This is a genomic window from Tumidithrix elongata BACA0141 (assembly GCF_036349135.1).
Lineage (GTDB): Bacteria > Cyanobacteriota > Cyanobacteriia > Pseudanabaenales > Pseudanabaenaceae > Tumidithrix > Tumidithrix elongata.
The window spans coordinates 62,750-74,247 of sequence record NZ_JAZBJZ010000010.1 but is presented as its reverse complement, the minus strand read 5'-3'; the positions used below and the strand labels follow the sequence as shown (position 1 = coordinate 74,247).

Here is an 11,498-nt window from a genome sequence, read left to right as displayed (position 1 = left end):
TTTCTGGCAGCTTTTTCTATCTTATTCTCCTGTCCGATTTATGGGGAGCATTATAAAGAAATATCAGATATTACGTTTAGAGCTATCTCTGGGAGTATTGTCTCTTGTTAGTTTGATCTTAGTTGGAACGATTGGCTACCAATGGATTGAAGGTTGGAATGGTCTGAATTCTCTATTTATGACCATCATGATACTTACCACGGTAGGATTTGGGGAGACGCCTCCCCTTGATGATAAAGGTCGTGTTTTTGCAATCTCATTGATCCTACTCGGATTGATAAACATTAGTTATATTGGTAATCGGTTCACACAAGCCTTGTTTCAGGGTTACTTTCAAGAGGTTATTCGCTTACGGCAACAGCAAGAGATTATGGAATCGCTAAATCAACACTATATTGTCTGTGGCTTTGGAAGAACGGGACGACAGGTAACTTCGGAGTTTGCAGCGGAAGGTGTGCCTTTTGTGGTTATCGATAACGATCCAGAACAGGTTCAGTCAGCCAAACACATGAACTATAAAACCATCTTGGGGGATGCCACCTTAGATGAGGCACTACAGAGAGTAGGAATTGAAAGGGCGATCTGTTTGGTTTGTACCCTGCCTTCGGATGCGGAGAATCTCTATACGGTTTTATCTGCGAAGACACTCAATCCTAAAGTGCGAGCGATCGCACGAGCCAGTAACGAAGAAGCCATCCAAAAGATGCGTCGAGGTGGTGCTGATGAGGTGATTTCCCCCTATATCACAGGCGGGAAACGTATGGCAGCAGCAGCCCTTAGACCCCAAGTTATGGACTTTGTTGATGGGATTCTGTCCAGTGGCAATCGTTCTTTTTATATTGAAGAATTTCGCCTCGATGCAGACTGTCCCCTTGTGGGTTTCACATTACACGAAGCCCGTTTGCGATCGCAGACAGGCGCTTTGGTTTTAGCAATTCGTAGAACGGATGGAAACCTTTTGGGTGGGCCTAGTGCGGATACGATGCTTGTAGAAGGCGATTTACTGATCTGCATGGGCACATCAGAGCAGCTAAGAGAACTCAATCAGATCCTTTTTCCCTTGGATCGTCCCTACAAAGCTCCTCGTCCGCCTCGTGGCACTTAGCTTCGGCTCAGCTAATGCAATTCCAATTCAGTTCGACAATTCTCACCGACTGAAGGTCAGCTAACGTAATTTGGGTGATTAGCGATCGCTAATCCATATCGACAAAGCCGCAGGTCACACTTCCATTTGCAGAACCTTCGCCATTCACAAGACAGGCGATTCTATCTTTGTGACTCAACATCACCACGCGATCGGGCAAAGGATTAGGTGCAAGGTCATAAACAGCATCTGATGCGAGAACTGCAAGTTTTACGTTAGGGTTTGCTTCTTTGGTTAGATTCCACGATTCACAGGTGGCGGCATCGATCGCAAAGGAGAGCTGATTGGATGGCTGAGTCTTTGTTGCGGAACAGTTCAGGGTCTCTTGGGTTTGATGAGGTTCGAGCTGCACTGAGGCAATGGTCGTGTCAGCTTTAGCAGGGGTAGCGAAGGTAATCGTAGCGATCGCGGCAATAACGGCAAAAATTCTTAATCTCATGGCTTTCTCTCGTGTGGCAAATTTGTAAATTTTCAATCTACCCACTGCATACATCATCGCGCTTAAACTGCTGCTACGCTTCTTGCAAGGGGAATATCGTGAGGTCTATCAAGGTCTATCAAGTGGAGGATCCTAGCTTGATGGCTAGGTATCTAAGGAGCTATGACTTTAAGCATAGCGACTAGGCAAACTAGGAGATATTTCCCATGCAGCTTCCAGTTTTGCAACTTGCTGCTGAGGTATGCACCGTCTAGAAGCGCCCAGCGAATATTCAAAGACTTTGCCAGTTGTAGTACAGATCGCAATGGAGTAATCGCAACTTGCACAACGTGTTTGAACGAGTTCTTTGGTAGCAAAGTATTGTCTTTCAGCGTAGTTACCACAGTTTGGGCAGCGAACGATTTGTATGTTATCCATCTTTTTGCAACTGGCTAGGTGAGAAAGTGAACTTCGATGTATGTATCATCGCTGCATTTTCAAGGTGGCAAGGTGATACGTGTAGGTTAGCGATCGTGATGTTCGGCAGCATCTCCTGTGATCGAGATCACACTGAATAGTTTGCGTAAAACTGTTAGCCTTAGACCTAAGCATTTACTTATAGAACTACATACCCCCATTGGAAAAAGACTATGAAACTAGGAATCTTTGCTACGACTGTCCTAACTTCTTGCTTTTTCATAGCTACGTCCGCCCAGGCAGCCAATCCTAACCACATCCGTCAACTACTTCAAACCAAAGAGTGTCGTTACTGTGACCTTTTGCGTGCAAATCTCAGCCTCGCTAATCTCAGAGGCGCCGATCTTAGAGGTTCTGACCTCTACAGCACCGACCTCAAATATTCGGATCTGCGTGAGGCGATTTTAACTGGTGCAAACCTCTACAAATCGGATCTAAGGGGAGCCGATCTAACGGGGGCAGAGATTACAGGCACAGATTTTAGAGAAGCAAATATGTGTAATGCGATTATGCCCGATGGAACAAAATCAAAACAGGGCTGCCCTGATGCTTTAAATACAACGCCATCGAAATAGTTTTTGTGATTCGAGTTCGGATTACCCAACCCGAAAAGTTTGGAGAATTTAGCAAAAACATTCTGGGTAAAAATTTTGGAGCAATAGGCTCTGTAATAACGCCAATCTGCTTTAACCTCTGTCTAGGCTGGGTTTAGAGATAAACAAGCCTATAAAAAACTTGCATCCAGCAGCTTTGTGTGTTGGTTCGAGAATACGCTATGGGATTCCTAAAAATGTTTAGTTGTGTAGAATTATATACAAAGCCTTGAAAAAGGCTGAAGGGAACCAGTAATTAATGCAGTAACGCTCTAAGCTGTGTTAAGTTCCCATCATACATACATAAAAAGCGGAGATCCGCAGCATGATTGATGCCGTCATTATTATTACATTTATCCTAGCAGGGGCAGGAACTGGTTTTCATGGAGTTGACCTCCTGCCAATTCAAGTTCTGGCTCAAATCAATTCTCAAGGGTTTCGTTGGGTAGCTCTGGGATCGGGTGCCTTTGTGGGCCTGATTTTGGGCATTGTGGCGCAAAATGCCTATCGCAAGCTTGAGATTAAAGTTCGGGCAATGCCCTTAGAAACCCTATTAGGTCGAGCGGTTGGCTTGGTGATGGGGTTATTGGTTGCGAACCTCATGCTCGCACCGCTATTTTTGCTACCGATCCCAGATGACTTTTCGTTCTTTAAGCCACTGATGGCAATTCTCGCCAGTATTATGTTTGCCTATACTGGCATGACTCTGTCCGACACCCATGGTCGTGCGTTGTTGCGTTTGGTCAATCCCAATAATGTTGAGAGTGCGCTGCTTGCCGAGGGAATTCTCAAACCCGCTACAACCAAAATTTTAGATACAAGCTGTGTCATTGACGGCCGCATTCAAACCCTCATGGATACTGGTTTCTTGGAGGGACAGCTACTCGTACCCCATTTTGTGATTCAAGAATTGCAAACGATCGCTGATAGTTCCAACGATCAAAAGCGGGTAAGAGGCAGAAGGGGTTTAGACATTCTCAACAATTTGCGGGATGAGTATAGCGATCGCATCGTGATTCACCCTGCGGACTATGACGATATCCAAACCGTTGATGCTAAGCTCGTGCGTCTGGCGCAAGAACTCAACAGTACTCTGATCACCAATGATTACAACCTCAACAAGGTGGCACATCTACAACAGGTTGATGTTCTGAATGTGAATGACCTAGCTCAAGCCCTGCGCCCCACTTATCTACCCGGTGATAGCCTTAACCTCAAGGTACTCAAGGAAGGCAAAGAGGCAACCCAAGGGATCGGTTACCTCGACGACGGTACGATGGTGGTAATTGAGGAAGGTCGTAGCTACGTGGGTAAGCAACTTCATGTTGTGGTTACGAGTGCCTTACAAACCTCAGCGGGTAGGATGATTTTTGCGCGTCCTGAGGCGATCGCTACCGTTTGAAGGCTAAAATTTGATGTCTAGTTTTAAAGTCCGATTTAGCATTGGAAATTCGTAAAATTGATTGGGGCTGTAACCTGTGGCTGATCTGCAAACTTCTCAACCCTATTTGCACAGACAGCTAGTTTCTGGAAAGTTAGGTTGGGGGTGGAAACAAGCTGCAAAGCTAATTACTGCCAATTTCTTATTGACTGCTGGATTTATCTTACTTGGTGCGATCGCTCCGATTCTGCAAGTTAATCTGCTAGAGCTAAATATTGCCCTACTGATATTTGTTGCCTTTGGAATCGTTTTTTCACGAAATATTGCCAAATCAGTCTTAGAAGCTTGTCGTCAAAATTTGCCCTACAGCTTTCCCCAAGAGTTAGTCGTAGGCGGGGCGATATTTGGACTGAGTTTTCTTGTACTTTTGGGGATCGTTTCTAAGCAAAGTGAGACACAAATTTTAACCTCACCAGTTACCATTGCCCTGATTGCATCTTGGTGGGTAGTATTGGCAGCTTTATTAATTGGTGTTGCTTTGTGGCTATGGTGGTGGTCTTCGAGGGGAAAAATCGCGCCATCGAAAAATGAAGCTACTGCATCTGAACACTTAAATGTCATTACCTATTCCGATCAGACTGTACTGATAAGCCCGACTTCTTTAACGCAACAACCGCGTCAGTTTAACAGCGCTGTCGTTTTAGTATTGAGTCTTTTCTTTTGGACGATGGTAGATTTACCAATTGGGATTAAGGCAATTTTAGCGATCGCGATCGCCGCTTCAGGTCTAACGGGCTTCAGCGTCTGGCAAATCCACTTGCAGCCTTTACAGCACATTCTCTCGCTGCGTTTTAGTGGGCTATGGGGATTACAAGCAAACTACACCATCGATTTGCGGACATTCTCGCGACTGGCAGTTGTAAAAATGCAAGAAAGTGGTGGTGAGATTAGTTGGATGCAACTATCAGGCAACGATACAGAAATAACGCTTCCTACTGCGATTACTGCCAATTACGTCAAAACAAATGAAGAGGATGAAGATGAACTTGGAAAAGCCCTGCGAGAAAAAATTCAGCTAGCCCGTCATGACACCACCCGAGATAGTTTAGGGCTGGTTGGGGTATTGCTGCCTCAAGGAGCTGGGATCTTAGCGGGGATATCTCTACTGGCGATCGGGGCGGCAAGCCTATTTCTATTACCCTTGCCCGAACGAATGCTGCTTGAGGGTGCGGTAATTTTACTGGGTGTTTGTTTGCTAAGTCCCTCGATCGCTTGGTATGCGCTTCATCTGGTAGCCCCTAATAGCCTTGTGCCGGACACTTCTCGGCAAGTCAACCATCTCCAAATCTGGGAAATTGGTGCAGCTTTTACGCTCGCGGCGATCGTTGTGCCATCCTCTTCCCAAGGAACGATTGTTTTACCTTTGTTATTTCTTGCCTGTGCTTGGTTAAGTTTTGGCGTAGGTGCTTGTATTTTGACCCTGACCCGTCGCACTCCTATTGTGAATAAGATCTAAACATCAATAATTGGGGCAAACAGATGCCTCAAAGCGATCGTAGCGATTCGCGAACCTATACCATTTTCAAAGAATCCTATACCATTTTCAAAGAATATAGAGCGCGGAACCCCAAAAAAGATCTGTTGCAAATTGAAGAGAAATCGGTATTAGAGGCTTAATCACCCCAGAATTGCTAAAGTTTAAATTTCAAAAAATTTTGCAAAGTTTGGTTAAATTAGTCGCTTAGTAATTACTCACTGTTACCGCTTCGGCTTACGATATTTTGCATAAAAGCTTCTATAGGTAATAAAACTTATGCTCAATATTCTTGTGAGTTTTCCTCTGCTTGCCGCAGTTCCAGCTACACCTGCTTGGTCAGTTAGCGTGGGTATCATTATGATTACCAGCAATCTGCTTGCATTGGTGATTGGTCGCTATGGCATTCAAAATAAAGGAGTAGGTCCTGCACTACCTGCTGAATTGCCCGGTCTTTTTTCGGGATTTGGTGTACCTGAACTTCTCGCTACAGCAAGCTTAGGGCACATTTTAGGTGCAGGCTTCATCTTGGGATTGGCACAAGCTGGTCTACTTTAAAATTGCATGTCTCTAGAGAGAACCTAGAAAAGTATTAGTGGGGGCTTCTGATTAGTTGCTCCCACTAGTATTTTTGTAAGAAGTGCTCTTGTAAGAAGTGCCCGATCTAAAATTCGCAATATCCCTGCTCGATATCAATTTTATCAAGTACTTTTAGTCCACGCGGATCGCCTAGTTTACGGAGAGAGCCTCTAGCATCCGCACCCACACCCAAATCATCATCGGATAGGGCATCAATCAGAGCATCTACCGCGTCTTGATAGATTTCGCTATGATCTTCTTGCTCTAGACGCATTTTGATTAAAAGTTTGCCCAACGACCAAGCACAGTTGCCGCGAACGGCTGACATTTTATCGCTTTGCAATGCCTCAGTTAGGGGCTCTACAGCTTTGATGTCGCCTAGCTGTCCCAAGGCACTGGCCGCCCAGAGTCGCACTGCGGATATATCGTATTTTAGGGCTGAGATTAAAGGTGTTAATGCCCTGGGATCGCGACAGGTTCCCAATGCCCAAACCACCCCTTTACGGACATAGCCGTTCCAGTCTTTGTTAAGGCGATCGAGTAGGTATGGAATCGCGGCTTCACTTTTATTTCGTCCGATCGCATAGGCAGCACTAACCCGTACCAATAGGCAGTCATCTTGCAACAATTCAATTAACTTAGGAACTGCCCGTTCATCTTCTATCTCGCAAAAAGCTCTGGCTGCCTGGATTCTCTCAAAAACTGAGTCAGAATTCAGATATGACAACATAACCTCTGGATCTGGGCGAGGTAATTCTTCCTCGGCGGGCTGATCGAGAGGATTGATAGATGTCTCTATGTCCAGTAAAGCTAGGTCTTCTTCTGTCATGCTTTTTAGATTACCGCTTTACGGGGTTTCTTCACAAGGGAAAAGTTAACGGTTAACGGTTAACGATTAGCTGCATTTAATTGGAATTAACATTTGAACTGACCACTGAATCATTGAACACTGAAAACTAATAACCTTTTATTGAACAATATTGAGCGATCGCTCGTTTTCGTAATAGTTTTGCCACTGCCACCGCTCTTCACGCACGGAAGGGCTAATTACTAGAACGTCGAAAGTGTTTAAGCCAATTTCTTGAACGATTAGCTCGGCATAGCGATCGGTGTTTAGATCCTGTGCACCAACTAGGGCATAGCTGCTCACACTATCATTCAGGTAAGATAGCGCTCGGGTATGGTTAATAATGGGTTCGATCGTCCAATCACCCTGTGTGGAGTTGGTTGGTTGGTTCGATCCCGCAGTACGGTGCAAAAATACCAACATACTGTACTCTTGCCGTTCAGAAGCAGGACGTGACAAAAAAGCTTGCCAAGCTTGCGGATCGATTCCATTCGGACGAATAGGGTTGTCTAAGCGTAAGCCTGCAATAATTTCGGGTTGGCTATCTCTATTCAAATCGACGCAGATTAAAGAGGCGAGGGTAAGCTGACTGAGGAGGGATGGATTCGCACCAAGCTTTTGAAATAGGTCGCGCGACTTATCTAAAATTAAAGGCTGAATCTTGACGGGGCAGGTAAATTGATCGGTGCGATTGTCTTTATCGCTTTCTGGTTTAGACTTGGCGATCGCTTCGCTTGGGAGAATGATCAGATTGGGCTGCTGCCATACGGTTTGATTGATGGGAGGAGCATTGCTTTTTGTGGAGTCTTCAGCAAGTTTGAAAATGGCTAACGCTCCTAAGGCATCTGAACTTTTAATGGCACTCGGTTGAAATTGCCCAAGGGTTTTGCCAAACTGCAAGACATCTAATTTGGTGTTGGGCGCGATCGATTGCACAACTTTATCTAAATTGCCTTCCCTTGCGACTAGTCCAGAGGGAACGACCGCTGCAACCGTTTTGCCATCGGGAGCTGCTTGGGTAAATACAAATACAGGAACTTTAGCCGCCTCAACGGGGGCTTTGATCTCCTTTGCCCCACAACTAACCAAACTGACGATCGAAAAGGCAACTAAAAAGACAAACAAGCAGACATTGAGAATTTGGTTAACAAGATCAGTAAGCGATCGCCGTTTAACTTTCTTTCTAAGATGGTTAACGCGCATGGGGAAGGGTTTGCAGCAAAATGTTTCACCTTCTTATAGCATCTCTAGCAGTATCGATCTATTCTGGATCTGGATTCAATCAGATCTTCACCTAGATTCAATCAGATTTTCTCTTAGATTTCATAAGGTACTTAAGACCAGGCAGTGCGATCGCTTTGTCTTTATAGAGGCGAAACATCAACCAAATCGAAGCCGCAAAATAGGTTGAACTAATCGTGCCTTTGAGAATTTCTAGCGAAGCCTGTGTTGCCGTACTATCCCCAGAGCCCGAAGCACCAGAGCTAATCAACCAAGCCAGTGCCATTACGATCGCGACTTTACTGACATCTTTGAGCTTGCGATCGCTGCGATCGCTAATCAAGGCTAAAACTGAGGGAATCACGCCAAATACAGGCACTAAACACAAATATTGATTAATTTTGTTGTTGATTTGAGCAGCAGTAGTTTTGTTAGAGTCTCGCTCTTCTGGAAATTTTGTAGCGGTCGAATCAACATAGGGAGAACGAGAGTGGGACTGACGACGACTCATAGGTTTAAAGTAGGTATGAGAGCGAGGAATGCTTCATTGTAACTTTTGCATTTTGTTAGTTTACAGGTCTCCTCAACGAAACTTTATGTCAAAATCCTTACATAAACTTTGAATCGATAGGTATTGAGCTATATAGACTTTTAGCCCCCTTCACCAGTTAAAATCGATTTGACTTTAGCTACTTACACTATTTTTTCAGTAACAAGTTTTTCAGTAATAAGTTTTTGAGTAAAAGGGAATGACAAAGCCAACCATCACGATCGCTGTTATTGGGGATGTTCACGATCAATGGCAAGAAGAAGACCATCAAGCCCTTAAACACCTAGGGGTTGACTTGGTATTATTTGTGGGCGACTTTGGCAATGAATCTGTGGAAATTGTGCGGGCGATCGCTAAGATCGATATTCCAAAAGCTGTAATTCTGGGAAATCACGATGCTTGGTACAGCGCCTCCGATTGGGGCAAGAGTAAAAGTCCGTACGACCACAAGACCGAAGACCGAGTGCAACAACAACTCGATCTACTTGGAGAGACGCATGTTGGCTATGGCTACTTGGACTTTCCTGACTTGAATCTATCGGTCGTGGGCGCACGTCCATTTAGCTGGGGTGGAGAAGAATGGAAAAATGGCGATTTTTTACGCGATCGCTATGGCATTCATGGCTTTGCTGAATCCACTCAGCGGATTATCGAGAATGCGAAGCAAACTGCCTACAGCACAGTGCTCTTGCTCAGTCACAATGGTCCCACTGGTTTGGGCGATCGCGACTACAATCCCTGCGGTAAGGACTGGCTGCCCGTAGGTGGCGATCATGGCGATCCTGACTTTGCCGAGGCGATCGCGGCAATCTATCAAGTCCCCAAAGCGGTTCCCTTTGCAACTTTTGGACATATGCACCACAAGCTGCGCAATAACACGCGCCTACGCGAAGCGATCGCAGTGAACGATCGTGGTACGGTATTCCTCAATGCTGCTAGCGTACCCCGCATTGTGCAAAAGCTGGACGGGAATCATCGCAATTTCTCCCTTGTCCAGTTAACGGATGGGAAAGTAGCTCAGATATCCCTTGTTTGGCTAGACCCCACTTTTCAAATCACCTCCGAACAGATTCTCTATCATGCATAGAAATTCAAGAGAACTTGATATGATTCAATCTGCGATCGCTGCTGCTGTTTAGTCTGTAACTTTGATTTCATGTCCTTACCCATCTTAATCGAACAAATGCTCTCGCCTGACTTTTACAACCATGAAGTCACAGAGCCCATCGTGTTAATGCAAACCCACATTTCGTTTGTCTTATTAACAGGAAAATATGCCTACAAAATCAAGAAGCCGATGAATTTTGGCTTTTTAGATTTTTCGACCCTAGAAAAGCGACATCACTTTTGCCAAGAAGAAATCAGGCTCAACCGTCGCCTTGCGCCAGAATTGTACTTAGGGGTAAAAGCGATCGTCGAAAAAGATGGCAAGTTCGCCTTCGCTTCTGATGAATTCCAAGAGCAGGTTGGAATTGATGCTGTAGAATACGCCATCCAAATGCCTCAGTTTTCTCAAGACAACCTCCTCATCGAACTATTTGAAGCAGGAAAGCTAACCCTAGATAATGTTGTCGATATTGGCAAGCAACTAGCTACGTTTCATACCCATGCCGCCACCAGCGAACATATTGCTAGTTTTGGCACGATGTCAGCGGTGCGAACGGTTGCCGAGGACAATTATCAGCATACGCAAAAATATATTGGAATTGCACAGACCCAAGACCAATTCGATCGCACCCGTGCCTATACCGAGAAATTTTTTGCCGAACATGACGAGTTATTCCGCGATCGCATCGCCCAAGGCAAGGTCAAGGAATGTCACGGCGATCTGCACTTAAAGAATATCTGCATCTACAACGGCAAGATTCAAATCTTTGACTGCATTGAGTTTAACGAACCCTTCCGTAATAGCGATGTGGTCTATGATGCTGCCTTCCTGTTTATGGATTTACAGTTTCGTGGAAGACCCGATCTAGCGAATGCCTTCTTAAATACCTATCTAGAAAGGACGGGTGATTATGCTGCCGCTCAACTTCTGCCTTTATATTGCAGTATGCGTGCCTACATTCGCGCTAAGGTAACTTCCTTCTTATTAGACGACCCCAATATTCCTGCTGATGTCAAGCAAAATGCACAACAGGAGGCTTCCGCCTATTATCAACTGGCTTACGAATATACCCAACCCCAACAAGGCAAACTATGGCTCATGTCAGGTTTATCAGGCAGTGGTAAGAGTACGACAGCAAAAGCTCTAGCCCAGAAAACAGGGGCACTTCATTTGCGCTCCGATGCTGTACGAAAACACCTTGCTGGTATCGATCTGATGGAACGTGGTGGTCAAGAGCTTTACACCCCTGAGATGACGCAGAGAACCTATAACAAACTTTGCGAACTAGGCATTCTGCTGGCGAAGGAAGGATTTACAGTGATTTTGGATGCAAAGTACGATCGCTTGACTTCGCGTTCTCAAGTACTTGAAGCAGCCGATCGAGCTCGGATTCCCACTAAGATTATTTATTGTCATGCCCCGATAGAGGTTTTAAAGACAAGAGTGGGCGATCGCACACAGGCTAACCGCGATATTGCCGATGCTACCGTAGATCTGCTTGCCAGCCAAAAAGCCAGTTTTGAGGATTTCACCCCTAAAGAGAAGCTACAATGCATAGAGGTCGATACCACTGTGGATTCCGTGGAATCTATCCTAACAGAATCACTAAACTAAGATCTTGTCTCCAAAATCTTCAGCCCATAACC

12 protein-coding genes are annotated in these 11,498 nt (G+C 45.2%); 7 read left to right on the top strand and 5 right to left on the bottom strand.

Annotated features, from left to right (window positions below):
- Positions 1–40 precede the first annotated feature (40 nt).
- Positions 41–1,105 carry a potassium channel family protein gene (locus V2H45_RS04480; protein WP_408648724.1) on the top strand — a complete coding sequence of 355 codons (1,065 nt, stop codon included), beginning with the start codon at positions 41–43 and terminating at the stop codon, positions 1,103–1,105.
- 88 nt (positions 1,106–1,193) lie between these two features.
- On the opposite strand, the gene V2H45_RS04475 is transcribed toward V2H45_RS04480, so the two are convergent.
- Complete coding sequence (locus V2H45_RS04475) at positions 1,194–1,583, bottom strand: hypothetical protein (RefSeq protein WP_330482421.1); 390 nt, start codon at positions 1,581–1,583, stop codon at positions 1,194–1,196.
- A gap of 168 nt (positions 1,584–1,751) precedes the next feature.
- Positions 1,752–2,000, bottom strand: a complete 249-nt coding sequence (locus tag V2H45_RS04470; RefSeq protein WP_330482420.1) for a hypothetical protein — start codon at positions 1,998–2,000, stop codon at positions 1,752–1,754.
- 212 nt (positions 2,001–2,212) lie between these two features.
- Between V2H45_RS04470 and V2H45_RS04465 the strand changes: the two genes are divergently transcribed.
- The 4 genes from V2H45_RS04465 to psaK all read left to right on the top strand — a co-directional run bounded on the left by V2H45_RS04465 (position 2,213) and on the right by psaK (position 6,105).
- Positions 2,213–2,614, top strand: coding sequence for a pentapeptide repeat-containing protein (locus V2H45_RS04465; protein ID WP_330482419.1), 402 nt, complete (start codon positions 2,213–2,215; stop codon positions 2,612–2,614).
- Between the two features lie 343 nt (positions 2,615–2,957).
- Positions 2,958–4,034 carry a PIN/TRAM domain-containing protein gene (locus V2H45_RS04460; protein WP_330482418.1) on the top strand — a complete coding sequence of 359 codons (1,077 nt, stop codon included), beginning with the start codon at positions 2,958–2,960 and terminating at the stop codon, positions 4,032–4,034.
- Between the two features lie 76 nt (positions 4,035–4,110).
- Complete coding sequence (locus V2H45_RS04455; protein WP_330482417.1) at positions 4,111–5,529, top strand: hypothetical protein; 1,419 nt, start codon at positions 4,111–4,113, stop codon at positions 5,527–5,529.
- A gap of 297 nt (positions 5,530–5,826) precedes the next feature.
- Positions 5,827–6,105 (top strand): photosystem I reaction center subunit PsaK, encoded by a 279-nt coding sequence (gene psaK, locus V2H45_RS04450; RefSeq protein ID WP_330482416.1) that lies wholly within the window; start codon positions 5,827–5,829, stop codon positions 6,103–6,105.
- 106 nt (positions 6,106–6,211) lie between these two features.
- Here psaK and V2H45_RS04445 read toward each other — a convergent pair whose 3' ends face one another.
- From V2H45_RS04445 to V2H45_RS04435, 3 genes are all read right to left on the bottom strand, one after another.
- Entirely contained in the window at positions 6,212–6,955 is a 744-nt protein-coding gene (locus V2H45_RS04445) for a HEAT repeat domain-containing protein (RefSeq protein WP_330482415.1), read from the bottom strand.
- A 138-nt stretch (positions 6,956–7,093) separates the two neighbouring features.
- Positions 7,094–8,176 carry a hypothetical protein gene (locus V2H45_RS04440; RefSeq protein WP_330482414.1) on the bottom strand — a complete coding sequence of 361 codons (1,083 nt, stop codon included), beginning with the start codon at positions 8,174–8,176 and terminating at the stop codon, positions 7,094–7,096.
- Positions 8,177–8,273: 97 nt separating this feature from the next.
- Complete coding sequence (locus V2H45_RS04435) at positions 8,274–8,705, bottom strand: hypothetical protein (RefSeq protein WP_330482413.1); 432 nt, start codon at positions 8,703–8,705, stop codon at positions 8,274–8,276.
- Positions 8,706–8,943: 238 nt separating this feature from the next.
- Here V2H45_RS04435 and V2H45_RS04430 point away from each other — a divergent pair, with 238 nt between their 5' ends.
- On the top strand, positions 8,944–9,831 hold the full coding sequence (locus V2H45_RS04430) for a TIGR04168 family protein (protein WP_330482412.1): 888 nt from the start codon (positions 8,944–8,946) through the stop codon (positions 9,829–9,831).
- A gap of 69 nt (positions 9,832–9,900) precedes the next feature.
- Positions 9,901–11,466, top strand: coding sequence for a bifunctional aminoglycoside phosphotransferase/ATP-binding protein (locus V2H45_RS04425; protein ID WP_330482411.1), 1,566 nt, complete (start codon positions 9,901–9,903; stop codon positions 11,464–11,466).
- Positions 11,467–11,498 lie beyond the last annotated feature (32 nt).

Bases quoted from the DNA above. Each gene is read 5' to 3' on its own strand.
- V2H45_RS04465 (WP_330482419.1), top strand. From the start codon at position 2,213: ATGAAACTAGGAATCTTTGCTACGACTGTCCTAACTTCTTGCTTTTTC.
- V2H45_RS04480 (WP_408648724.1), top strand. From the start codon at position 41: ATGGGGAGCATTATAAAGAAATATCAGATATTACGTTTAGAGCTATCT.
- V2H45_RS04470 (WP_330482420.1), bottom strand. From the start codon at position 2,000: ATGGATAACATACAAATCGTTCGCTGCCCAAACTGTGGTAACTACGCT.
- V2H45_RS04475 (WP_330482421.1), bottom strand. From the start codon at position 1,583: ATGAGATTAAGAATTTTTGCCGTTATTGCCGCGATCGCTACGATTACC.
- psaK (WP_330482416.1), top strand. From the start codon at position 5,827: ATGCTCAATATTCTTGTGAGTTTTCCTCTGCTTGCCGCAGTTCCAGCT.
- V2H45_RS04445 (WP_330482415.1), bottom strand. From the start codon at position 6,955: ATGACAGAAGAAGACCTAGCTTTACTGGACATAGAGACATCTATCAAT.
- V2H45_RS04435 (WP_330482413.1), bottom strand. From the start codon at position 8,705: ATGAGTCGTCGTCAGTCCCACTCTCGTTCTCCCTATGTTGATTCGACC.
- V2H45_RS04460 (WP_330482418.1), top strand. From the start codon at position 2,958: ATGATTGATGCCGTCATTATTATTACATTTATCCTAGCAGGGGCAGGA.
- V2H45_RS04440 (WP_330482414.1), bottom strand. From the start codon at position 8,176: ATGCGCGTTAACCATCTTAGAAAGAAAGTTAAACGGCGATCGCTTACT.
- V2H45_RS04425 (WP_330482411.1), top strand. From the start codon at position 9,901: ATGTCCTTACCCATCTTAATCGAACAAATGCTCTCGCCTGACTTTTAC.
- V2H45_RS04430 (WP_330482412.1), top strand. From the start codon at position 8,944: ATGACAAAGCCAACCATCACGATCGCTGTTATTGGGGATGTTCACGAT.